The organism is Clostridium frigidicarnis (assembly GCF_900111985.1).
Classification (GTDB): domain Bacteria; phylum Bacillota; class Clostridia; order Clostridiales; family Clostridiaceae; genus Clostridium_Z; species Clostridium_Z frigidicarnis.
Genome location: NZ_FOKI01000042.1, coordinates 1 through 25,451, shown reverse-complemented (window position 1 = coordinate 25,451; position 25,451 = coordinate 1). Strand labels below are relative to the sequence as shown.

26 protein-coding genes are annotated in these 25,451 nt (G+C 28.6%); 9 read left to right on the top strand and 17 right to left on the bottom strand.

Annotated elements, in window-relative coordinates:
• Positions 1-398: 398 nt before the first annotated feature.
• On the bottom strand, positions 399-1,907 hold the full coding sequence (locus BM119_RS16750) for a YfcC family protein (protein ID WP_090042874.1): 1,509 nt from the start codon (positions 1,905-1,907) through the stop codon (positions 399-401).
• Positions 1,908-2,555: 648 nt separating this feature from the next.
• On the opposite strand from BM119_RS16750, the gene BM119_RS16745 reads away from it, so the two are divergent.
• From BM119_RS16745 to BM119_RS16735, 3 genes are read left to right on the top strand one after another with little or no spacing between them, the layout of a single operon-like run.
• Entirely contained in the window at positions 2,556-4,010 is a 1,455-nt protein-coding gene (locus BM119_RS16745) for an MFS transporter (RefSeq protein ID WP_090042873.1), read from the top strand.
• Positions 4,011-4,053: 43 nt separating this feature from the next.
• Positions 4,054-4,494, top strand: a complete 441-nt coding sequence (locus BM119_RS16740; RefSeq protein WP_177199469.1) for a MarR family transcriptional regulator — start codon at positions 4,054-4,056, stop codon at positions 4,492-4,494.
• 45 nt (positions 4,495-4,539) lie between these two features.
• Positions 4,540-5,268: a tRNA 2-thiocytidine biosynthesis TtcA family protein gene (locus tag BM119_RS16735; RefSeq protein ID WP_177199470.1), complete on the top strand. Its 729-nt coding sequence runs from the start codon at positions 4,540-4,542 to the stop codon at positions 5,266-5,268.
• Between the two features lie 138 nt (positions 5,269-5,406).
• Here BM119_RS16735 and BM119_RS16730 read toward each other — a convergent pair whose 3' ends face one another.
• The 16 genes from BM119_RS16730 to BM119_RS16655 form a co-directional block, all read right to left on the bottom strand.
• Positions 5,407-6,819 carry a potassium/proton antiporter gene (locus tag BM119_RS16730; protein WP_090042870.1) on the bottom strand — a complete coding sequence of 471 codons (1,413 nt, stop codon included), beginning with the start codon at positions 6,817-6,819 and terminating at the stop codon, positions 5,407-5,409.
• Between the two features lie 144 nt (positions 6,820-6,963).
• A complete protein-coding gene (locus tag BM119_RS16725; protein WP_090042869.1) occupies positions 6,964-7,581 on the bottom strand; it encodes a DUF488 domain-containing protein in 618 nt (205 codons plus the stop codon).
• Between the two features lie 241 nt (positions 7,582-7,822).
• Positions 7,823-8,674 carry a leucine-rich repeat domain-containing protein gene (locus BM119_RS16720; protein ID WP_090042868.1) on the bottom strand — a complete coding sequence of 284 codons (852 nt, stop codon included), beginning with the start codon at positions 8,672-8,674 and terminating at the stop codon, positions 7,823-7,825.
• A gap of 298 nt (positions 8,675-8,972) precedes the next feature.
• Positions 8,973-10,274 carry a flagellin N-terminal helical domain-containing protein gene (locus BM119_RS16715; RefSeq protein WP_090042867.1) on the bottom strand — a complete coding sequence of 434 codons (1,302 nt, stop codon included), beginning with the start codon at positions 10,272-10,274 and terminating at the stop codon, positions 8,973-8,975.
• A gap of 219 nt (positions 10,275-10,493) precedes the next feature.
• The gene (locus tag BM119_RS16710; RefSeq protein WP_090042866.1) at positions 10,494-10,856 is read right to left on the bottom strand and encodes a four helix bundle protein; all 363 of its coding nucleotides are present in this window, start codon (positions 10,854-10,856) and stop codon (positions 10,494-10,496) included.
• A gap of 323 nt (positions 10,857-11,179) precedes the next feature.
• On the bottom strand, positions 11,180-11,347 hold the full coding sequence (locus BM119_RS16705) for a carbon storage regulator (protein ID WP_090042865.1): 168 nt from the start codon (positions 11,345-11,347) through the stop codon (positions 11,180-11,182).
• 855 nt (positions 11,348-12,202) lie between these two features.
• Positions 12,203-13,375 carry an ABC transporter substrate-binding protein gene (locus tag BM119_RS16700; RefSeq protein ID WP_177199468.1) on the bottom strand — a complete coding sequence of 391 codons (1,173 nt, stop codon included), beginning with the start codon at positions 13,373-13,375 and terminating at the stop codon, positions 12,203-12,205.
• A 317-nt stretch (positions 13,376-13,692) separates the two neighbouring features.
• Positions 13,693-14,442 (bottom strand): hypothetical protein, encoded by a 750-nt coding sequence (locus tag BM119_RS16695; RefSeq protein WP_090042863.1) that lies wholly within the window; start codon positions 14,440-14,442, stop codon positions 13,693-13,695.
• A gap of 30 nt (positions 14,443-14,472) precedes the next feature.
• Positions 14,473-15,183, bottom strand: coding sequence for a leucine-rich repeat protein (locus BM119_RS16690; RefSeq protein ID WP_090042862.1), 711 nt, complete (start codon positions 15,181-15,183; stop codon positions 14,473-14,475).
• Between the two features lie 252 nt (positions 15,184-15,435).
• Positions 15,436-15,915, bottom strand: coding sequence for a 23S rRNA (pseudouridine(1915)-N(3))-methyltransferase RlmH (gene rlmH / locus BM119_RS16685; protein ID WP_090042861.1), 480 nt, complete (start codon positions 15,913-15,915; stop codon positions 15,436-15,438).
• Positions 15,916-16,339: 424 nt separating this feature from the next.
• Complete coding sequence (locus tag BM119_RS16680) at positions 16,340-16,837, bottom strand: SEC-C metal-binding domain-containing protein (protein WP_090042860.1); 498 nt, start codon at positions 16,835-16,837, stop codon at positions 16,340-16,342.
• Positions 16,838-16,939: 102 nt separating this feature from the next.
• Positions 16,940-17,110 (bottom strand): CxxH/CxxC protein, encoded by a 171-nt coding sequence (locus BM119_RS16675; protein WP_242948453.1) that lies wholly within the window; start codon positions 17,108-17,110, stop codon positions 16,940-16,942.
• Complete coding sequence (locus tag BM119_RS16670) at positions 17,088-17,660, bottom strand: GerMN domain-containing protein (RefSeq protein WP_090042858.1); 573 nt, start codon at positions 17,658-17,660, stop codon at positions 17,088-17,090. The genes BM119_RS16675 and BM119_RS16670 overlap by 23 nt, the downstream gene beginning before the upstream one ends.
• A 16-nt stretch (positions 17,661-17,676) precedes the next feature.
• Positions 17,677-18,462: an MBL fold metallo-hydrolase gene (locus BM119_RS16665; protein ID WP_090042857.1), complete on the bottom strand. Its 786-nt coding sequence runs from the start codon at positions 18,460-18,462 to the stop codon at positions 17,677-17,679.
• A gap of 14 nt (positions 18,463-18,476) precedes the next feature.
• Positions 18,477-19,733 (bottom strand): UDP-N-acetylglucosamine 1-carboxyvinyltransferase, encoded by a 1,257-nt coding sequence (locus BM119_RS16660; RefSeq protein ID WP_090042856.1) that lies wholly within the window; start codon positions 19,731-19,733, stop codon positions 18,477-18,479.
• 338 nt (positions 19,734-20,071) lie between these two features.
• On the bottom strand, positions 20,072-20,236 hold the full coding sequence (locus BM119_RS16655; protein WP_090042855.1) for a DUF1540 domain-containing protein: 165 nt from the start codon (positions 20,234-20,236) through the stop codon (positions 20,072-20,074).
• Between the two features lie 173 nt (positions 20,237-20,409).
• Here BM119_RS16655 and BM119_RS16650 point away from each other — a divergent pair, with 173 nt between their 5' ends.
• The 6 genes from BM119_RS16650 to BM119_RS16625 all read left to right on the top strand — a co-directional run bounded on the left by BM119_RS16650 (position 20,410) and on the right by BM119_RS16625 (position 25,314).
• Positions 20,410-20,955: a hypothetical protein gene (locus BM119_RS16650; RefSeq protein ID WP_090042854.1), complete on the top strand. Its 546-nt coding sequence runs from the start codon at positions 20,410-20,412 to the stop codon at positions 20,953-20,955.
• 118 nt (positions 20,956-21,073) lie between these two features.
• A complete protein-coding gene (locus BM119_RS16645) occupies positions 21,074-21,559 on the top strand; it encodes a dUTP diphosphatase (protein WP_090042853.1) in 486 nt (161 codons plus the stop codon).
• 62 nt (positions 21,560-21,621) lie between these two features.
• Positions 21,622-22,053: a DMT family transporter gene (locus BM119_RS16640; RefSeq protein ID WP_090042852.1), complete on the top strand. Its 432-nt coding sequence runs from the start codon at positions 21,622-21,624 to the stop codon at positions 22,051-22,053.
• Positions 22,054-22,071: 18 nt separating this feature from the next.
• A complete protein-coding gene (locus tag BM119_RS16635) occupies positions 22,072-22,920 on the top strand; it encodes an MBL fold metallo-hydrolase (RefSeq protein WP_090042851.1) in 849 nt (282 codons plus the stop codon).
• A gap of 27 nt (positions 22,921-22,947) precedes the next feature.
• Positions 22,948-23,841: a selenium metabolism-associated LysR family transcriptional regulator gene (locus tag BM119_RS16630; RefSeq protein ID WP_090042850.1), complete on the top strand. Its 894-nt coding sequence runs from the start codon at positions 22,948-22,950 to the stop codon at positions 23,839-23,841.
• A 246-nt stretch (positions 23,842-24,087) separates the two neighbouring features.
• Positions 24,088-25,314 (top strand): S8 family serine peptidase, encoded by a 1,227-nt coding sequence (locus BM119_RS16625; protein WP_090042849.1) that lies wholly within the window; start codon positions 24,088-24,090, stop codon positions 25,312-25,314.
• Positions 25,315-25,451 lie beyond the last annotated feature (137 nt).

Sequence of the window (25,451 nt, the reverse complement as noted above, 5' to 3'; positions counted from 1 at the left end):
TCAATCGTCAATTGTCAATTTCTTAAACTCTTGCAACTTGCCACTTGTAATTTTTCACTCATTAAAGTTTTCAACTAAAAAATCTATGTATTTTAATAGTTATCAAAGCTATCCACAGATTTGAAATTTTATAATATCCTATAAAGAAATAAATGTTACTGCGTCATGTTATAATTGAAAATTGACAGTTAAAAAGCATCCCTTCCTAAATTTCAATAACCAAAACATAGTTCAATTGATTGAAATTATTTGATGAAAGCAATGCTTTTTTAACATGATTGAAAACCACAGGTTTTCTTTAGATTTTCTTATTTTAGAAATCTTTTTAAGAAGATTTCATCCTCAACTCTCAACTTTTCATTTTCAATTTTCAACTTCCTTACAACTTGTCACTTAGATTAAAACATTGATTGTATTAATAACATAACAACTGCTAAAATTCCTATATAACCCATTAGTGGCATAATAAATTTTAACCACTTATCATAGGTTACATCAACCATAGCTAAGGTAGCAAGTATAAGCCCTGTTGGTGTTATAAATGATATTAATCCTTGACCATATTGATATGCACTAACTATAACATCTCTTGGTAACCCTACTGTATCAGCAAGAGGTGCCATAATTGGTATTGCTAAAACAGCTAATCCTGATGATGATGGTATAAAGAATCCCAATACTATAAATACAAATAGCATAACAACTATAAATATTTTTGGATTCATTCCTGTGACTAATCCTGATGATGCATTAAGTATACTATCTGAAATTAGCCCACTATCCATTATTAAATTTATAGCCCTTGCAATACCTATAATTAAAGCAACTCCAACAAGATCTGCTGCTCCAGCTACAAATTTATTCACAAATTCTTTTTCACCTATACCAGATATTACACCTATAATTATTCCAACCAATAAAAATAGTGCAGTCATTTCTCCAAACCACCATTCTTGGCTTGAAACTCCCCAAACTAATACAACAAATGCTAATCCAAATATAGATAACATTAGTTTTCTTCTAAATGTAAATTCCGGAACATTATTTGGATCATAATCCTTTAAAAACTTTTCTGTTATTTCTTCCTTTTGATCATATATTAATGACTTAGTTGGATCTTTTTTAATTTTCTTTCCGTATTTAACTATATAAACTATTGTTATTATAGTACCTATAACTAATGCTATTGCCCTCATAGTAAGTCCTTGTGTAAAAGTTATGCCGGCGGCATTAGATGCAATTACTGATGAAAATGGGCTGACAGTTGCAAACATAGTTCCTATTGACGAACCCATATAAAGGGCTGCTATACAGACTATTGCGTCATACCCCGCCGCCATAAATACTGGAACTAGTACTGGATACAGTGCTATTGTTTCTTCTGCCAATCCAAATGTTGTACCACCTAATGATATAAGAACTGTAACAACAACTATAAGTAAAAATTCTCTTCCTTTTGTTGCTCTGGAAAGACTTGCTATTCCTGCATCAAAAGTTCCTGTACTATTTAAAACCCCTATTACTCCACCAATTATAAGTACGAATACTATAATATCAACAGTATCATAAATACCATTAATAGGAGCCTTAAGTATGTTTATAAATCCTTGCGGATTTTTAGGAACTTCTTCATAAGTTCCTGGGATAGCTACAGCCTTAGAAATACTACCCTCTTTAAATTTTTCTATGCCTACCTTTACGCCTAAATTGTTTAATGTTTCTTGAGTTCCTGGTAAATTCTCTACAGACCCATCTGGTTTTGTAACAGAAAAGCTTATTTTATCTGCTTCATACTTTAATTTTGAATAAGATCCTGCAGGAACTACATAAGTTAATATTGCAGCAAAAATAAGTACTATAAAAAGTACGGTAAATGCTGTTGGAAACGACATTTTCTTTTTACTCATTGTTTTTTCCCCCTTATACACTCTTTAGAAATTATATGATAACTACCACCTATAGCGTATCCATCCCCCTAAAAATTGGATGATAGCGTTGATATACTCTAGTTTAACTCATCTAAATGAAGATTCATTCTATAATTTTATAATTTCATTTTTCGTGAAATCGTATTCCTTATAATAAAATTATATACCCATATAAAGGTAAGATTCAACAAGATTTATTTCTATTTCACAATCCCCACCATTTTGTGATTTTTTTTGCATCAAAAAATGTAATTTATACTGCATATACTTTATCTACAATCCCCCCCAATAGCTTTATTCTTAATGGATTAAGCAGAAAATATATATTGCAATTATTCTTTCATTAATGGATATTTATTCATAAAATTAATATTTAAATATATTAGCTGATTTCATATTTTATTTTACATTTCAACATATGTATAAGCTCTAACTAATAAGATTCATAATTTACTAAATTGCATTGTTATGAATTTCTAAAACAACAGTTTAAAGTTAAATGAATAGTAATGTTTTATAAGGATATATATTTATTCTATTTTTATAAAGCATTATAAACTACTATGTTGACTAATCAACATCATGGGTATATAATTTATTTTTAACGTACAAAGGAGGATATAAATAATGAATAACAATATTGTCTCAGAAAATAATATTGAGGATAAAGTTTACAGCAAAAGTAGATGGCTTATCCTTGCAATCTTAGTAACTCAACCATTTATGGCATGTCTAGATAGTAGTATTGTAAATGTTGCACTCCCTACTATCGGCCAAAAACTTTCAATAACTATGTCTTCAGCAGAATGGATTATAAGTTCATACTTAATTATAATTTCAGCTGCCATACTTATTTTTGGAAGATTAGGCGACATGAAAGGAAAATGCAAAGTTTTCCTAAATGGTATTTTAATGTTTGTTTTAGGATCACTTCTATGTGGAATATCTAATTCTATAACAACTCTTGTAATATCAAGAATTATCCAAGCAATAGGAGCTGCCATGGTAATGTCCACTAATCAAGGAATCATAACTGATATTTTTCCTCCAAATGAACGTGGTAAAGCTTTAGGCATATCCGGTTCATTTGTTGCCTTAGGTTCCATTTTAGGACCTGCATTAGGTGGTCTTATAATTACATATTTAAGTTGGAATTATATATTTCTTATTAATATTCCAATAGGGGTAGTAGCTTATTTCTTTGGTAGGAAACATCTCCCTATATCAAAATCTACAAACAATGTATCCCTTGATAAGTATGGTGCACTTATGTTTGTAATATCTACTATTTTCATTTTTTCATCTATAATGCTTAGCCAACAATTAGGCTTTAGTAATATATATATATTATCTGCTCTTATATTTGGAATTATTATATTTTTACTCTTTCTATTTATTGAGTCAAAGATTAAAAATCCTATGCTTGATCTTTTACTATTTAAAAATCGTTCATTTTCAATTAATTTATTTTGTGCTTTTATAGCATTTGCAGCCCTTAGTACTGTAAATGTAATTCAGCCATTTTATCTTAGTGATATATTAAAGTTTAGTCCTAGTGAAATATCTTTAATAATGATTTCTTATCCCGCTGTACTATTTATAGCGTCTCCATTAAGCGGAAGTTTATCTGATAAAATTGGCAGTAAAAAACTAACTTTATTAGGTTTATTATTTACTTCTATATCATTATTTTTAATATCATCCTTAAATGAACATTCTAATAAGCTAACAATTGTCTTAGTATTGTGTTTACTTGGATTATCTAATGGTCTGTTCCAATCTCCAAATACAAATCTTATTATGTCATCTGCTCCTAAAAATAAGTTAGGAATTGCTGGAGGAACAAATGCATTAGTAAGAAACCTTGGTCTAGTGTTCGGTGTATCTATTTCAACTTCTATACTGTATTATAGAATGAGTAATGTTGCAGGATACAGGGTTTTAGGAACTATTCCAGGAAGAGATGATATTTTCGTTTATGGTATGAAAGGTGTTTATATTTTAGCAGGAATTGTTTGTCTTATAGCTTTTATATTCTCATTAATAGACGGTGTAAAATCTCTTAAATCTCAAAATAATTAGACTCTACTATTGCATATAATAAACTTGCGAAAGGATGAGTTTCATGATTAAAAGCCATAAATCATTAATCTTTAAAATGATATCAGTAAACTATAGAAAATATCAAACCATAATAGATTCTGAATTAAAGAAAATAAATATATCCAGGGGAGACTATCCATTCTTACTATGTTTATATGAAAATAGAAATGGCTTAAATCAAAATCAATTAAGTAAACTTCTAAGTGTTGATAGAGCCCATACAAATAGATATGTTCATAAATTAGCTAAAGATGGCTATATATATTCTAAATCTAATCTAAGTAATTCGAGAATATTAGATATATTTTTGACTGACAAGGGAGTAATTAAATCAGAAGAAGCCCTTGTTATTCTGAGCAATTTAGCAAATTCTCTATTTGCTGATGAAAAAGATTCTGATTTAGACTTTTTATATAATAAACTTTTAGATATATCCAAAATCCTTGATAATAAATTAGAATAAATCTAGAATCGGATAATTACTTGATTGGAGGATATTACTATGGTAATGCAAAAATTACTAAGCAAAACACGACAAGCTATAAACGATTTTAATCTTATAGAAGAAAATGATAAAATTGCCGTTGGACTTTCTGGGGGTAAAGATAGCATAACTCTTCTTCATATATTAAAAAATTATCAGAGATTTTCCCCTGAAAAATTTGATTTAATTGCTATAACGCTAAACCCAGGTGGGGTAGATAATTCACCATTACATACCTTTTGTAAAGACTTAAATGTACCCTTTTATGAAATTCAAACTAATATAAAAGAAATAGTTTTTGATATTAAAAAAGAGAAAAATCCCTGTTCTTTATGTGCAAAACTGAGAAGGGGCGCATTAAATGATAATGCTCAAAAGTTAGGTTGTAATAAGGTTGCACTTGGTCATCATAAAGATGATGCAGTTGAGACATTTTTAATGACTATGTTCTATGAAGGACGTATAAATTGTTTTTCTCCAAAATCATATATGGATAAGTATGACTTAACAATAATACGCCCTATGGTTTATATAGATGAGTATATGACTAGAAGAGCTTCAAGGGAATATTCCTATCCTATAATAGAAAATCCTTGCATAGCAAATGGTCATACTAAAAGACAAGAAATGAAAGAACTTATATCTACCTTAAACAAAGACTTTCCTCATCTTAAGCAAAATTTATTTGGAGCATTAAATAACTCTGATCAATTATTTATTTGGGATAAAGATGAGATTAAAAAAAATCTATAAACTAATTAAAAGAGATGCTACCTTAACAGTAACATCTCTTTTAACATTAATTTATATTTTGCTGTAAAGCACATGAAAGAAAATACAAAGTGAAATATACTAGCATACTTACTTGTTATTTTTTTGAATGTATCTAAATTACAGTAGTTGTTCTAAATTATTTCCACCAATAACTAAAGTATCTCCAAGTAAAAGAGTTGTAGATCCATTAGGAATTATAACTTCCCCTTCCCTTTTTACCATGACGATAAGAAGTTCTTCTGGTATATCTGCATCCATAATGGTCTTATTAGCCCACTTGTTATCTGAACTAATTATAATTTCCATTAATTGTGTACTCTTTTCTTCTCTATAGTCATTAAATGTTTTTAATACTGGTGATTCATTATCTACTAAATCAAGTTTTTTTGCTATTCTTGGTATAAGAGTTCCTTGAATTCCAACTGAAAATAATGCAACAAAGAATACTATATGAAAAATATCCTGATCTACTGAAACATTATAAGTTACTGCATATATAGCAAAAACTATAGATGCTGCACCTCTTAAACCAACCCATGCTATTAACAACTGTTGTTTTATTGGTATTTTAAACCAACTTAATATTCCAAATGTGGCAATTGGTCTTGCAATTACAATCATAAATAATGATATAGCAACCCCTTTACCCATAACAGAAGGTATTCTTGATGGGAAAGCTAATAAACCTAATGTGAAGAATAACATTATTTGCATTATCCATGATACTGCATCAAAAAATTGTATGAGACTTTTTTTATGTGGAATTTTGCTATTTCCTATTATGATACCTGCAATATAAACACTTAAATATCCATTTCCTCCAGTCCATTCACTAAGAGAATATGCTAAAATAACAATTGCAGTAATAAAAATTGGATAAAATCCTTCTAATTCAAAATTCGCACGCTTCAAAGCAAAAACAGTAAGTTTAGCCAATATAGCTCCTATTAAAATACCAAAAATAATTTGGCTTAATAAAATCTGTATTATTGATTGTGATCCTGTATTTGACATTAGCGTCAAGATAATTATAGTCATCATATATGCTATTGGATCATTACTTCCACTTTCAAGTTCTAATATTGAAGCAATGTGTCCTTTTAAATTTAGTTTTTGAGAACGTAGAATGGCAAATACAGAAGCTGCATCTGTAGATGCAACTACAGCGCCTATAAGTAATCCTTCTAAAACAGTAGTTTTAAGTACAAGATGACAAAACAGTCCTGTAAGTCCAGCTGTTATAACAACACCTACTGTTGACATAAGTATTGATGGTATTGCAGCCGGTTTTGCCATTTTCCAATTTGTACAAAATCCCCCATAAAACATTATAAAAACTAACCCAAATGAGCATAGTTTGTAGGTTAATTCATAATTGTCAAAATAAATTCCTACAATCCCATCTGACCCAAACAACATTCCAAGAACAATAAAAATTAAAAGAATGGGAACCCCAAACTTATACAAAATTTTACTGGACGTTATACACACTAACAAAATTAGTGAGCAAATAATCATTAGTTCTATCATATATTACCTCCCTGAAAATCTTATTTTTTATAGCAATAAACATATAATTACTGCTTATCTATCATCTTAATATATCAAGCTGTTTATAACCTTAATCACTTGATAAAAAATATTATGTCTTTATCTATATATTTTTATAACAATCTAATTCTTTAAATTTTCTATTCTATAACCAATTTCTTTGTTTGCTAATCTATATCCTTCTTCAATCATATTTTCATCTGTTAATTCATTTCCAAGTAACACATCTATAGTCATTTGATTTCTATCCTTAAAATATTTATCTAAAAGATTTTCTTCTATTTTTTCTTGGGACGCCAATGAATAATCATCTAATATATGTTTAACATTGAACCCTACATTCCTTAATTCTCTTCCAACTAATATACTACGATGGCATCTTATAGGATCTTGCATAGCCCCAAGCAGTGCTATGTTGTACCCCTTTTTACATCCTATTCTTAATCTCTCAATACCATTCTTAAAATCTTTCTCATATATTACTTTTTCAAAATCTGAATATCCCTTTTCATTGTAGGATTTCTTATTCTCTCTTTTAGCCGCTAGTTCTTTTGCCATATAAATATATACAAAACCTGCTTGCATTAAAGTGTTTTTTATAGTTTCCTTATTAAATTGAATATTATATTTAGAATAAGGCGTCCCTCTAATATCTACAACGCAGTCAATATTATAATAGCGTAACATGTCTATCAATCTCTCTACTGTATAATTTGAATGTCCAATTGTAAAAATATCCATACTCCACCTGCCAGCTTCATACTTTTTACCCCATGACTATAATCTCAATACTTTCTCATCTTAAATTAGAGATAAGCATTGTTGCCTCATGGATAAATTTTTTTAAATTTTAAGTTATTTTAAGTTATACCAATTTTCAAAAAAATTACTTGATGATAAAACTTTTAATAATAAATATAAAATAACAACTAAATTTCTAATTATGTATGTTAAAAATCTATGTATTACTATGTTTCTTTAATTATCTATATATAATACATCCTTTGCCTTCCAATTCATCTAACCAATCTAACTCTTTTAAATTTTCATTCCAACGTAAATCTAATCTTTCTAATTGTTCTATATCTAAAATTGATTTTGGAAGTTCTTTAAGCTTGTTTCCTCTTAAGTCTAGCTCTAGTAAATTCTTCAATTGTCCAATTTCCTTAGATATCTCTTCAATATTATTGTTTCTAAGATTTAAACGTCTTAACTTATCACAATTACCTATTGATTTTGGAAGTTTCTCTAGTTTATTATCACTTAAATCAAGTACTCGTAAAAAACTTAAATCTCCAATATTTTCAGGTACCTCTTCTAAATTGTTCTCTTTTAAATGAAGCTCTCTTAAAGTTCTTATATTGGTAATTGATTCAGGTAATTTTTCAATACCATTATCCATAGCTCTAAGTTCCACTAAACTATTTAAATTTCCTATATTTAATGGTAACTCCTTCAACTGATTGCTACTTATATTCAAATATCTTAATAAATTAAGATTACATATATCATCTGGTAATATTTCAATTTCATTATTATGTATATATAGATATTGATCTAGATATTTTAAGCTTCCTATTTCCTTTGAAATATTTTTAATTTTATTATATCCAAAATCAATATTTCTAAGTTTTTTTAATTTTTTTATGGTTTCCGGAATTTCTTCTAGCTGATTTGCTGACACATTAAGAACTGTTAGATTTTCTAGATTAAAGATTTCTTCTGAAATAACGCTTATTTCATTTTTATATAAGCTTAATTCAACTATGTCTCTTTTACTGTTTTCTAAATCAGGTACATTTTTCAAACCTAAATTGTTAAAATTCAACTTCATAGCATCACTCCTTTTAAATGGTTTATTAATAATTATATCATATTATAGTTATTTTTAAAAAATTAAAGCACCAATAGCTATTATTTTAGCTGTTGATGCTTATTTAAATATTTTCATATATTTTGGCTGTATAAAATTCTCTTTTATATCCCAAAGATTATTTCCATTATGTAAAAAGAAGCCAGAGATTAGCTCCCTGACTTCTTATTATTTATTCAGCAATTATAATGAAGTTAAAAGTTAACACTTTTAACTAAGCGACTAACTTAAAATCAAAGATTTTAGTTATCTGCTTAAATTATCTTAATAATTGAAGAACTCCTTGTGGTTGTTGGTTAGCTTGAGCAAGCATTGCTTGAGCAGCTTGAGCTAATATATTATTCTTTCCAAAACTCATCATTTCTTTAGCCATATCAACGTCTCTAACTCTTGATTCAGCTGCACTTAAGTTTTCACTTGAAGTTCCTAAGTTATTAATTGTATGCTCTAATCTATTTTGATAAGCACCAAGTTTAGATCTTTCTGAAGAAACCTTTTCTATAGCTTTATCAAGAACTTTAACCGCTGCTGAAGCTTTAGTATTATCAGTTACATCAAGAGCATACTCAACAACCCCTTTTTTTGATATGTCTGTTAATGCATCTGTATCTCCAGCGACTGCAAATTTTGCACCATTAGTTGCATCGCCTACAGCATTACCTGAAATACCTAATGCTTTTGATCTCATATCTGCTATTTCCACTGTAAAGCTTTGGTCTTTATTTGCACCGATTTGAAGTGTAGCCTTACCATCAGTACCTTCAGTAATAACATCACCTTTTTTAATAGCTTTAGCACCTACTTTATTTGTATCAAATGCAACTGTTAAATCACCAGTTGTATCTGTAATTTTTGCAAGTACATCTGAACCAGTTGTAGCTTTTTGTACTAATTTGAGTTTACCACCAGTAGCATCAGTTGCTGTGTATATATCTTTAGTTGCAACATTCTTACCTATTGCTACTGCTAAACTAGCCATATCAGCAAATTCAGCTCCATTATTTCCATCTGCTCCAGTTTTAAATGTAAACTTAGTTCCATTAATTACAACATTACCAGTAACATCTACTGCAGTTGTCATTTCACCTAGTTTTTCAGCGACATCTGCTCCAGCTACAACCTCTGAAACAGCATCACCAGTTTTATTTCCATCTAATAATTTTTGAGTATTAAATTCAGTTGTGTTACCAATCCTGTTTATTTCAGAAGTTAATTGATTTATTTCTTTTTGTACTTCTGATCTATCAGTTTTGGTATTTGTATCATTAGCAGCTTGGTTAGCAAGTTCTCTCATTCTTTGAAGTATGCTATGAGTCTCATTTAAAGCACCTTCAGCTGTTTGTATTAATGAAATACCATCTTGAGAGTTTCTTGCAGCTTGATCAAGACCTCTTATTTGTCCTCTCATCTTTTCAGATATAGCAAGACCTGCAGCGTCATCTCCAGCTCTATTTATTCTTAAACCTGAGCTTAATTTCTCCATTGATTTTCCACTATTAACAGTGTTCATACCCATATTTCTGTGAGCATTCATTGCATTCATATTGTGATTAATTATCATAAAAAATTCCTCCTTGATTTTTAAAGTGGACTTCCTTTTCCACTGATTTATTTATAGTCAAGCTCGTTGAGCTTACTAACACCTTGGGTGAGTTGAGAATTGAAAGTGGAGAGTTGAAGGTTGATTTTTCTACGAAAAATCTTTAATTTAATTCTTAGTTTTTCTTAACAACGTTAAGAAAAACATCCTTCACTCTCAACTCTCAATTTTCAACTATCATTACGTAATATTAAGTTTCTTTTTTGTTGTTTTGACTATAGCTGAAAGCATGTTGTTTAATTCAGTGCATTCATGCATTATTGATTCCAATGTATTAGAATCCACATAATCAGTTGCTTTTAAAAGTTCTAGCCAATAGTCAGTTTCTGAAGCCTCTTTCAACGCTATGTTCATTTTCATTAGAAAATCTCGTTTACTGGATGCTTGTACAGCTTCCTTAATATTTGCACCTATACTAGTTCCTGATTTTAATACTTGTCTTGAAATAGTATATTCATTCTTTTCTTTGCATAAATCCTTGTATAAGTTAACTATCTTTACAGCAAACTTAAATGCCTTATTGTAAACCAAACTTTCTGTCAAGTCTTTAACCTCCTAAATTCATTGATATATCTAAATCCTAGACATACTACTTTGAATTTATTCAGTTAACTTGAGTTAAGTTAAGAATTGAGGGTTGAAAGTGGAAAGTTAATTCTTAGTTTTTTCGAACAAAGTGAGAAAAAACATCCTTCACTCTCAACTCTCCACCTTCAACTTTCAACTTTCAACTTTCAACTACTAGAAGTTCTCAATCGTTATACCCTTTTAGCTACAAAAAAGAGGAGTACTCCTCTTATAACTTCAGCATCCTGCCGAACTTATAAGATAAAAGTACTCCTCCTGAGTTTTTTATTATTTAGTTTTTATTGTTCTTTGAGTCGTTGTTCCCAAACTTCTCCTCTAGTAATGGGTAAGTCTTTGGGAGCATCTATTGCTAACCTTAAAGATCCATTTTCAGATTTAACTATCTTGATCTTTATATCCTCACCTATCATTACATATTCCTCTGGCTTCCTGCCTAATACTAACATATGTTCTTCCTCCTTGAATTCATATATGCAATTTGATTCAATAAAAAAGGATGATTAATATACCTATCTACACTCCCGCATCCTTGCAGGGTTAAATAAGTTTATTAATCATCCTGATTATTGAAACTATATTAAATTTAATAATTAATTTCTATAATAACTATTTCGTCTAATTATTAAAATATTTTATACCTTTTTTAGAAATTTTTTCACTTTAAGTTTTTATTTATTTTTTATCCCTAAATTTACTATCGGAATATTTTTTTGATACTTTATAGGTATTTAAAAATATTTTTTATAAAAATTTTTCATTATTAATCTTCTTTAGTTTTTGCTTATTTAACCCTATTTTAGTAATAAAATTTTTATTACTTTATATTTTGTTATATTTAGTAAGTTAATTAGTCATTATTATTAGGTTTTTAAACTATATATTTAATCTTTTGTGCTTAATTTATACATTTATAATATAATTTTTTTTCAATCTTGCTTCCCTTGTTAATTATACATCAATCTTATGGAAAAATCTAACTTTTTATCTTTATTTATGACTATGTTTTAAATTTTTGAAAATAATACTTTGTTTGTGTTGCTTTTACATTTAAACTATATAAATATTTTCAATTTAACATTTTATACTGTCTTAACCAATAAATATTATTCAATCATATTTATTGGTTTTACATATAAATTAAAACTCATACTAGTTTTAAAAACACCAATATATTACTCATTTTTTATTTTATCAATATAAATAAATCATTTGTACAATTGATAATGGACCAAGTATCTAGATACTTGGTCCATGGTTGTTTAACACTCCAACAAATATCCATATACGCTTAGGTAACTTATCTATCTTGAATTCCATTGAGGTGCCGGAAATACAAGATTTGCTTCTTTAAAATATCCAGGCCATACAATCTTTAGACTTTCGTTTAAAATTTGCACCACGATGCTACTTGCAAATATATTTTTACCATTTTCATTAAAGCATACACCATTCCAAGGCATAATTAATCTTTCCTTAGGAATACAAGTAGTTACAAGTGCTTTTCTTATAGCTTCTGGAGTATTAGAGCATGCTCTAGTTATTGCATCTATTAAAACATAAATACCTGTAAAACTTTCTGAATTTACAGAATTTAAATTTTCACTATATAGATCTTTAAACATTTCATTAACTACTTTTGCTAGTGGTATTTTTTTTGTCACACCTACTGCCCATGGAACTGCACTTACTATATAATTTGCATCTGCACCTGTAGCTTCCAATACTTCATTCGATGCATAATCACTTGTTTGATCAAACATTGCTTTTGGATAATAATTAAGCTCTTTCAAAGCTTTTATAGTTGTTATTGCATCTTTAGATAATTGTCCTGTAAAAATTATACCTGGATTATAGCATTGCATTTGAATAAGTCTTTCTTTTATATCTCTAATTTCTGAGGAATACAATTCCAAAATACTTATATCATATCCGTATTTGTTAGACACATTAATAAGTGACTGTACATCTCCTTGTCCTAATACAGAATTCTCAGCTAAAGAACCTAAACTATAATTTAAAATTCCATTTGCCTGCATCATTCCAAATAATGCATTAGTATAAGTTATATCATCTGTTCCTACTTTGAAAAAATATTTTAATCCTCTTCTAGCTAACACACCTGCATCTGCATCAGGACTAACATATGGCACCTTAAGCACTTCTGTTAAAAGAGAAACTGATGATGTCACAGTACTTTGATACGAACCTATTATAGACGTAACCCCTTCACGCTCTATCAACCTTTTAGCTTCTGCTAATGCTACCTCAGAATCTCCTCTTGTGTCTGACCATATAAGCCTTATATTTCTACGACCTAACTTTGGTATATTTAAGTCTTTAGGTATACAAATTTCATTTTGATTATTTACAAGATAAACATAAAAATCTAATGCCTTTTTTATACTATTTCCCACAAATGCATAATCTCCTGTGAGAGGATACAATGCACCTATTTTAATCTCTTCATAACACATAATCATCCTCCAAATTAAACTAAATTTTTCGAATCTCTACTATACATTATGAAAAATAATATAATCTAGTTACTTATATATCATTCTTCTACAATATTTTTTATATTATGTGTTCATTATTTAATATACTTTTATAAAAAAATAAGAAGAAATACATTATAAAGTTACTTCTTCTTATCTACTATTACAACTTTTATATAATTACTTTGTTATTGAAACAATAATGATCTATGAACAAAACAATGTGTATAACTCATTATTTTAAGAAATCCACCTGTAGAAAACTTATTAAGTGGATTATTTTCATTAACTCATGTTTAAAAATCTATATCAACATTTTCTTTCCTTATGACTCTAACCTTAATTTTTATACACATCTTTTCTCTTAATCTTGTATATTGAGTTAGCTCAGGATCAAATTTTTTATATTTGCCTTTTGATACTGGCATTGGTACTTTAACTTTAATATATTGAGGAGGTCCATCTGGATGAAGTGGGTCGTTTATAGGTAATTCTAATTCCATATACTTTGTTTCTCCTGGTTCATAATCATATATTGGTTCAGGATTTAATAATTCATCATGGGAACCAATGATTTTAGCACTTAACACCTCAACAACATCTGTATCTCTTAATTTTTCTCCTGATGGTAAATCTAATTTTATAATTCCACCAAAATCAATTACTTTTGTCATATGATATAAAGGTCCATAAACTGTTGGATATCCAGCTGCATCTTTCATTCCGATTCCTACTGTTTCAACAGTATCAGATAATGGCGAGTTACAATCAATCTCTTTAGCACTTTGTGCTGCAACTTTATAGGATATATTTTTTGTTATCCATGCATTAAACATAACAGCGCTATCTCTTGTAGGATAAGCTTTAACCTCAATACTTTCATCTACATTTTGTATCATAAATAATCTTGAGGCTATATTAGGAACTTGTTGAAACCATCCTTGTTGTTGTGGTGGTAAAGAATCAAAATCAAATACTACTTCTTTAAAAAAAACATCTTCCTTCTCTGCTATAACAATATTTGTTTCAATTTTTTTCGTAATCATAACCTTTACTCCTCTAAATATTTTATTAATTTATACTTCTATATTATCAGAAACATCAACATTATCAGAATTATTAACGTCGTCAGAACTGTTAACACTAGAATTGTTAATATTTAAAAAATAAAAATTGTAAGATACAGAAACTTCTTTACTATCTACTATTGCTGTAACTACAGTATTAACAATACCATTTTGATTCGGTGTTTCTTCAGGTGAAGGAATATCTGATGCTGTAATTTTATCCTTGTACACACTCCAGCTTGAATCTTTTTTATACTCATCAACCATTTTTACAGGTACATATATAACCAAATCTTTAGACGTATTAAGAAACACATCCTTACCCAATACCGCTACTCTGTCACCATAAATAGTAACTTTTCTGAGACTTGTACAATCCTTAAAAGCTTCATCTAAAATTGTCATTATAGTTTCCGGTATAGTTACAGTTTCTATATTTTGATTTCTTATTATCCTATTCTCACTATTACTAAATGCATTTTTACCTATGCAAACTACCGGTTCATTTCCATAGTTACTAGGTATTACTATATTTTTAGGCAATTCTATATTAGGTTTAGCAAATATTATTCCTTTGTAAAAATAAAAATAATCATTACCTGTTGCTTCTGAAATTTGAATATTTTTATGGATATATTTACCTTTATTGATGGTTTCCTCTATAAATTTAACTAATTTCTCATCCAATTTACCCTCTAATTTATTATTTAAATTCCCCATAATTTTCTCCTTTAAATATTTATTTTCCTCCCCCTTGTCACATTATATTATTAAAGCACATAATTTGTTACAATCCACCATTTATATAATGATTGATTAATACTGTAAACATCATGATTTCATCACAAAAATGCAAAGAAAAAGCGCACTTCATAAGTGCGCCCTTTTCTTATTGACATATCTTTATACTTTGCCATAATTTGACCTTATTTTGTAATAATTATACCCTTTTAATCTAATAACTATATAATTTTACTTATGGTACGGCTCTCCATTACTTATTCTAAAAGCTCTATATATCTGTTCCAAAAGCATAACCCTAAAAAGCTGGTGTGGAAAAGTCATCTTGCTAAAGCATAGACTATAATTAGATCTTTTTATAACTTTATCCGCTAAGCCTAGACTTCCACCTATTATAAAGCATAAATTGCTATCTCCACTAATCCCGCATTTATCTATAAATGATGATAATTCTTCTGATGATAACATTTTACCTTTTAAATCTAGTGTTGTTACAAACATAGTATCTTTTATTTGAGATAGAATCTTATCTCCCTCTTTATCTTTTATTATAAGTTCTTCCTTTAGAGATGCATTGTCTGGAGTTTGCTCGTCACTAAGCTCTATTATATTTAACTTACAGTATCTACTTAATCTTTTGCTATACTCATCGATAGCTAATTTTAAGTATTTTTCTTTTAACTTTCCAACTGAGATTATTGTTATATTCATTTTTTTACCTCGCACTTGATTTTTTATTATAAAAAATTGGCTATGCCAAGCTCTAATTGACAATTGAAAATTGAGAATTAACAATTATGGTTGAAAGTCACAGACTTTCTTGAAAATATTTTCTATTTTAGAAATCTTCTAAGGAAGATTTTATAATTCATTATCGATTGTCAATCTTCAATTCTCAATTTAAAACTCCATTGTTATCAGAGAAATAAGAATAGAGCCTAAGGCAAATTAAAAAAATAACAAGTCAGTATGCTAGTCTATTTTGTGTCATACTTCGTCAGCGATATTAGCCCATAGTCTATGCTATGAACTAATATTACTTCCTTGTCTGACACAAAATATACATGACATCTTTGACTTGTTATTTTCTTTCATGTGCCTAATTAAAATTAGGCTCTATTAAAAAAACACCTTATTATTTTCCACAGCATTTCTTGTATTTTTTACCACTACCACATGTACAAGGATCATTTCTTCCTACTTTATTGTCGTTAACAGCCATTTTAGAATTTCTCCATGACTTTTGGATTTCTTTTCTCTTCTCAACAGAGAATATTCCATCCCATTGTGGTAAATTATATAAGTAATCAGCCTTAGCATCTAACATATTAAAGTATAATGTTTCATAATTTATCTTAAATTCTATAGATGTTTCTTCTGTTATAGCTTCTAAATCCATTGGAGTTTCTAAGCTATCATTTATTCCATCCATGAATCCCATTATAAAATCTACTGTTGTATCAAATTTCTTTGCTAATTCTGATACAGTTCCAGTTGTAACATTTTTGTGGTTAGATAATACTTCTGAGTATATTTTACTTTCTATACTACTATATTCAGCCCAAAATGCTTCTTCTCCTCTTGTTTTCACGTATTCTACAACCATATCTGTCCATTGCTTATATAAACTCATTTTATTCACTCTCTCCTCTTTAAATTAATATCTTAATAGATTTATTATAGTAAATCTATTGTTCCATTACAATAATTTCAATATATTCAATTAAACGTTATATTAACCTTCTACACTAGAAATCATATATTTCGCTTTTTTTGCACAATAAAAACACGTCCCTGATTCAATTTTATTCATAACAGGAAAGGTCTCTTCTTCTACCAAAAAATCATCTATTACCATATCAACATGATCTTCACAACAAAGTTTATTTTCCTTCAAGCTTGACAAGAACATCATCCTTTCCCATTGGATCAGTTAATTTGTAATTTCCACCAAGAGATTCTACATTATTGTTCTCTATCAACATCTGAACCTTCTCTACTGATGGCAATTCGGTTAAAGTTGTTATTATAGATTTTAAACATACTTCTTCTTTAGAAGCACTCATTTTAACAGCTGCTTCTTTACTTAAATTAACAACTGCTATATGATCCTTTATTGAAAAACTTAATAGTCTGGTTTGTGGAGGTACTATAGGGCTTAAGTCACTTTGAATAGATGGTCCCTTTATTAAGGTATTTATCATCTTTTCTCCTACAACCTCTTCTTTATCTAATACTATCTCCTCTTTTTCAATAGTTGGTGTTTTTCCCTCTTTAGAGCCATCAAAGTATATATCAAATTGCAATACATCCTTGTCCTCCAATGGCATTTTTATATTTTTTATTTTTTCTTTATTACTTTCGTTAACACTATTGTTATTTGTCGAGCATGCTGTAAGACCTAATGAAATAATGCAAATTGCAATACACACTGCTGATTTACAAGTTTTCTTCATTTAAATCTCTCCTAACCTAAAATTCAATATAATTACTTGGTTTTCCTCTATGTGCCATAGCTAAGTCTACTTCTTTTCCTAAAATGACTCCATTTTCTCTAAGGACTCCAGCTACGGTTTCATAAGCTAAATCTGGATGATTATTTGTTTCACTTAAATGCCCCAAAACTATTTTTTTACATCCATTTTTTAAAACCTCAAGCAAAGCATTCCCACATGCTTCATTTGACAAATGTCCAACATTACTTAAAATTCTTTTTTTTAAATCATAAGGATATGGTCCAAATTTTAACATTTCAGTATCATGATTGCTTTCTAAGAGAATTACCTCAGAATCTTTTATATTCTCTTTTACTTCACTGGTAAAGCAACCTAAATCTGTTGCTATGCTAGCTCTTTTATTTCCTGAAATCATAGTATATCCAACAGGACAAGCAGCATCATGTGGAATGTTATAATTTATAATATCCATATCCTTTATTGTTATGTGTTTATCGTTAATAATCTTTATATTATGATCCTTTATTTTTCCCACTTTATTTTCCATTGCTATCCAAGTTCTTTCATTTGCATATATAGGTATATCATATTTTCTAGACATAACCCCAGCACCCTTTATATGGTCTATATGCTCATGAGTTATAAATATAGCATCTACTTCCTCAGGATTTTGATTTATCTCTTTTATAGCAGAATCCAGGTGCTTACCTGCCATTCCAGCATCTACCAGTATATTTGTATTTCCATTACCTACAAATATACTATTTCCACTACTCCCACTATATAAAGAACAAAATATCATATACTTTTCCCTCGCTATTCATTCTCTCTATGTATATCAGCTCCTAGAGCCTTAAACTTATTTTCTATATGAGGGTACCCTCTGTCAATGTGTTCAATGCTATATATTTCTGTTGCTCCTTCTGATATAAGACCTGCTATTACCATAGCCGCTCCAGCTCTTAAATCTGTAGCTTTAACTATAGCTCCTGTAAGTTTATTAACTCCATCAATTATGGCAGTTCTTCCTTCAACTTTAATATTAGCACCCATTTTCTTTAATTCATCAACATGCTTTAATCTACTTTCCCATACACTTTCATTTATTATGCTTCTACCTTTAGATATTGAAAGTAATGCACTCATTGGCTGTTGAACATCTGTTGGAAATCCTGGATAAGGTGCAGTTTTTATATTAACACCTTTTAGATTTTTTTCAGATTTAACCAAAACATAGTCATCTTCTTCAACAATATCAACACCCATCTCTATAAGCTTTGCACTTATAGATTCTAAGTGTTTTGGTATTACGTTATTTATTTTTACTTCTCCACCACAAGCAGCGGTAGCTATCATAAAAGTTCCTGCTTCTATTTGGTCTGGGATTACACTATAGTTACATCCTGTTAATTCTTCAACACCAGTAACTCTTATTGTGTCTGTTCCAGCACCTTTAATATTTGCACCCATAGAATTTAAAAAGTTTGCTACATCAACTATATGAGGTTCCCTTGCTGGATTTTCAAGTACAGTAACACCCTCTGCTAAAGCAGCTGCAAGCATTACGTTTATAGTTGCTCCAACACTAACTACATCAAAAAAAATATTAGCACCTTTTAATTTCTCAGCCTTAACATGTACCGCTCCATGTTCAATCTTAACTTCTGCTCCTAGAGCCTCAAAACCTTTAATATGTTGATCTATAGGTCTAACACCTATAGGACAGCCCCCTGGAAGGTCTACCCTGGCTTCTTTAAATCTTCCTAATAAAGCTCCTATTAAATAATAAGACGCTCTCATTCTTCTTACATCTTCTGTACAAGCATTTAAGCTGCTAATAGAAGTACTATCTATTGTTATAGAATTTCCATTTCTTTCAACTAAACAACCTAAACCCTCAACTATTCTTTCAAGACAATTTATATCTGCTATATCTGGTATATTATCAATAACGCATTTTCCACTACCAGCCATTATTGCTGCTGGTAATATAGCTACAGCTGCGTTCTTAGCTCCACTTATATCTATACTCCCAAAAAGAGAGTTGCCTCCGTTTATAACCAACTTTTCCATGCACTTCACCCTTATTAATTAATTTTTATTTTTTATTTATCAAATCTATAAAATATATATCAAAAAAATTTAAATTCAAATTAAACTATTAAATAAAATCTTTAAAAATCATTACTCTTTCATAACTTTCATTATAGCACAACTGTATAGTAATTTTACAATGTTTTTTTTAATATAAATTGTAAATTAGTACAAATTTTAAAGCGATTTATTATAATTTGGTTTAAATTATTAAAAAATACAAAAAAAGGAACTCGCTTATGACTATCATAATTGAATTCCTTTGTTTATTTACATTATTTTTCTTAATTTAGATTTTAATTACAAAAAAATTTAATCTACTTAGAAGAAGATTCAAAACTTCCACAATCTGTACATTCTACTGATTTTGCTGTTGAGGAATGTTTAGTTACTTCTATTTTATTTAATGTGCAATAATCGTCTTCTTTACAATGATATTTACATTCTGTAACTACACATCCAATACTACTATTATGATCCATTACTATCACCCTTTCATTATTTTTATTTACTTTACCTTATATATTATTGCTCTTAAATAGATCTTTTATTCTAGTAATTATTTATATTTTTGCATATATATAAACTCTTAATAATATATGATATAATCTATATATGAATTTTCAAATATTTACTATATGGAGGTGTTGAGACAATGAAATATTATCTTGTAGCACTAATTGATGATAATTCTTACAAAATGTTAGAGCCTGTACAAAAAAACTTATGCAGGAAATATAGACTAAGTAGAAATATACCTACGCTTCATATACCTCTACAGGTTATAGATAATCCAAACTTAGATAAATTAGATAACATATTATCCGATATACTTAAACCTTATAAAAGATTTAAAATTGAAATAAATGACGAAATATTCTTTTATGATCCTATTAAAACATTTAATTTAAAAATTGAATCAAAGGGTTATATTAAAAGATTATCTAGACTTTTTTATACATCTCTTAAACTTAATGGTTTTAATGTAAAGATGCCTATTAATGAGAATGAAATGTTTATATATTTAACAAACTTTAATAATTTTAATAAAGATACAAATCAATCTTATAATGCTAAAACTTTCTTAAATAGAAATATGGATTTATTAAAAATAGCTAAGGTTGATAGAATAGAACTTTGGAAATCTACTAATGGAAGAAAAGACAATATTATACTAAGTTATCCTTTAAAAACTTTTTAGAAATTTTTACAAATTTAAAATTTTTACTGAGTAATCGTTTTCCAAAACTTTTCAATTTTTCTGTTATGAGATAGAATTATAAACAGGGGATATTAACGTTAGAAAGGCGGCCTTATTTATGAACTTACCAAAGCTATTTCAATTACAGAAGAATTTGAATGACAGAATTGAAGAAGAACATAACTTAAACAACAATTCACTTTTACCTAAGAGAATTTTAGCTCTTCAAGTAGAACTAGGTGAATTAGCCAATGAAACTAGATGTTTTAAATATTGGAGTACTAAGGGACCTTCTGATAAAGACACTGTACTCGAAGAATTTGTGGATTGCCTTCATTTTATTCTTACTATAGGTATTGATAAAAACTTTTATGATATTGATGTTGAACTGATTCCGTCTGAATCTAGTATTACTGATCAATTTTTAAACCTATATATTGATATAAATGATTTGGTTATAACCTCATCTAAAGATCATTATGTGACTTTATTTGAAGATTTTATTAGTTTAGGAAATTCATTAGGATTTGATTCAAAGGATATAGAAGAGGCCTATTTGAAAAAAAACACCTTAAATCATAAACGCCAAGATAATGGATATTAAACTCTAGTATAACTAGGGTTTTTTTTTTATTTTTGGGAAAGCTATGCTTGAGGTGATTTTTTATGATAGGCATAATTTTCTCAATAATAGCAGGGCTTTGCATGAGTTTTCAGGGCGTTTTTAACACAAGGCTTGGAGAAAAAATTGGTACAATAGAGGCAAACTTATTTGTCCAAGGAACTGGACTTATTTTAACACTAATCTTATTTTTTATAGCTGGCAAAGGAAGTTTCAAAAATATAGTTGAAGTAAATAAGCTATATCTTCTTGGAGGAGTTTTAGGGGTGGCTATAATATTCTGTGTAATGGGAGGGATGAAATTTTTAGGTCCATCTTATGCAGTTTCAATAATTTTAGTTTCTCAGCTTTTATCTGCAGCTTTTATAGATGCATTTGCCCTTTTTGACTCAGAAAAGATAATATTTGGATTTTACAAGATTATCGGTATTGCAATAATGGTGTTAGGTATTGTAATATTTAAGTGGAAAGGTTAGTTAAAATATGGGTAAGTTATGAGAATTTTTGACAATAAAGTTTTTAACATAGCTAAAAAAGTAGGTTTTAATTCTAAGTTTTTATTAAAACTTACTGGAAGAAACGTAAAGAATTATTTTTTAGAATCTAAGATTTCATTTGAAGATCCTATAGTAGAGAATTCTGTACATTGGTTTGGTCATGCTACTACTATAATAAATCTATATAATAATGTTATAGTAACTGACCCAGTAATAGGTGGTTTAGCTCATTTTAAACGTGTAACTAAGTCATCGAAGATTTTATCTAATACAAAGATAGACTATATTTTATTATCTCATGGTCATATGGATCATCTTGATCTATTGTCTTTGATAAAATTAGATAAATCTGCTACTGTGCTTGTTCCAAAAGGCTATAAGACTTTAATATCCCTATTAGGATTCAAAAAAATAATTTGTATATCAAAAAATGAAATATTTATTGATAATGAAGTTACAATCAATGTTTTTCCTGCTAATCACGATGGTAGAAGATATTATCTAGGAAGCAATGATGAAAGTAATGCTTATCTTATTAAGGTAAAAGATAAATCTGTGTTTTTTGCTGGAGATACAGCTTACACTGAAGCTTTTAATGGCTTAAAATGTGATTTATCATTAATGCCTGTGGGATGTTACAAACCTGAAGGTTTTGATAAGATGCATTGCACTCCTTTACAAAGCTTTCAAATGTTTACTAATATGCAGAGTAAATACATGATTCCTATTCATTACAATACTTTTATTTTATCATTAGAAAGCACTGAAGAAATAATAAATACTTTAAAGGAACTATCGGATGAACGAATTAAGTTAATACATATTGGTGAAACGGTACGTATATAAACCATTTAATATAAGGGGGGATTATCTGTGGATTTCAAACAAATAGAAGCTTTTATAAGTGTCGCAAGACTAAAAAGTTTTTCTAAAGCAGCAAATAACATCTATCTTTCTCAACCTACAATAAGTTCTCATATATCAAGTTTAGAAAAAGAATTAAATATTCAATTATTTGATAGAAATTCTAAGGAAGTTAATTTAACGCCTGCTGGTAGATGTTTTTTAGACTATGCAGTAGATATAATAAATACAAGGAATAACGCGATTAACTGTTTATGTGATTTTGATAACAATATTTCTGGAACATTAGTGTTGGGTGCAAGTACAACCCCATGTAATACAATAGTTCCATCTTTGGTTAATAGATTTTCAGCGGAATATCCTCATATAAAATTTAACATCATTGAGCAAAGTTCTGGGGAAATTATACAAGATATAATTGATCTAAATTGTGAAATAGGTATAGTTGGGAGCTTAAACTCAAATGAAAAAATTAAGAGCTACTGTTTAATGGAAGACGAGCTTTTAGTAATTTCAAGCCCAGCGTTAAAGTTACCTAAAGAGTTAACTCTAGATGAATTTTTAAAATACAAAATAATATTAAGAGAAAAAAATTCTGCTACAAGAAAAACCTTTGAAGATGTAATGCAAGAAAAAGGCCTTAATTCTGGTAAGATAAATCTTTGCTGTGAGGTTAATAATCTTGATACATTAATTCAATTTGTTAAAACAGGAATGGGTATATCAATAATTTCAAAATGCTTATGCAAAGATTATGAAGATTTAGGGTTGTTAAATATAAGTACAATTAAAGATGTTCATCTTACTAGAAATATTTATTTAGTGTTAAACTCTAAAAGAACTTTAACACCTACTGCAAAGGCATTCTTTGAAATGTGTAAAAATGAATTTAATATAGAATAAGGCACATGAAAGAAAATAACAAGTCAAATATACTAGCATACTGACTTGTTATTTTTTGAATGTGCCTAATATAAATATAGCTCAGTTGAAAACTGAGCTATATTTTTTTATTTCACATTAGGCATCTTGAAAAATAATAGACTTGTATCCTTATATATTATTTTTTTAGATGCCTTAAATACATAAATCAACATTTATGTAACATTTCATATAATATATATTGTAATCAATTCTAAGGAGTATTTTATGTTTTCCTTTAAATCGAAACTTAGTTCTCAACTAAAGGATTGCTTAGATAGTAATTTATATATTAAATATAGAGTATTAATTAACTATAAAAATTTTAACAAGACTCTACTAGGCAAAATTTCTGGATTTAAAAATGCTACATTACACTCTGTTAATGACTATCTTAATATTATTTCATGTACATTAACTAAAAATCATATAGAAAAACTTTGCGAGTATCCTGAAACAATCTGTATTTGCTTAGATGAACTTTGCTTTATATCTTATTCTTTAAGCAATAGTAATCATGGTAGTAGTATTAAAAATGCTAATTACCTAAAGACAAATTATAATTTAGATTTTTCAGGGAGAGGTATATCTATAGGTTTGATTGATACAGGTGTCTACCCCCATAATGACTTATCCAATCCAAGTAAAATTAAATTATTTAAGGATCTTATAAATGATTACACTTACCCCTATGATGATAACGGCCATGGTACTTTTTTATCTGGAGTAATTTGTGGTAATGGATTAGGTTCTAAAGGTGTATATGATGGAATTGCAAAAGGTTCAGATATATGTTGTGTAAAAGCATTTGATAGCAATGGACGTGGATTTTGTTCTGATATACTATACGCTATAGATTATTTAATACAAGAAAGCACTTCTAACAACATAAGAATTCTTTGTATTCCATGCGAACTTTTATGTCATAACACATTTATACTTTCTTTGTTTGATAAAATATTTAAAAAAGCTATACTAAATAATTTAATTCCTATAGTTTCAAGTGGAAGTAATTCATATAAGGGTGGTATTATTGGAATAGGTTTATTAGATAGCTGTCTTACTGTTTCTGGTATGGATACTTCCAAAGGTGGATATAAACCTTGTGACTTATCCTCATATGGTCCAACTTTATCTAAAACTCAAAAACCAACCATAACAGCAGCATGTAAAAATATTTCTTCATTAAGCACAATAAAATCTTTTATTCCTGAAAGAAATGGTACCAAGTTGTATCCTCCTCTTTTAGACACCCCATATACTACCATAACTAGTACATCTATATCATGTGCATATATATGTGCTTGTTGTTCTTTAATCCTTGAAAAAAAGCCATTATTAAAATTTAAAGATCTATTGAATTTATGCCAATTGTGTTGTAAAGACGTAATTGATTCTAAAAATATACAAGGATATGGAGTTTTAGATATATCCTCAATACTGTTTAATTTATAAGTTGCTTAAGTTGCAAATTTCAATTCTATAATAAGGACAAAAGGCTGCGCCCTTTTTTAATTGACAATTGAGAATTGACGATTGACGATTATTGTTGAAAGTCACGGACTTCCTAAATATAAAGTTGAAGGTTGAGA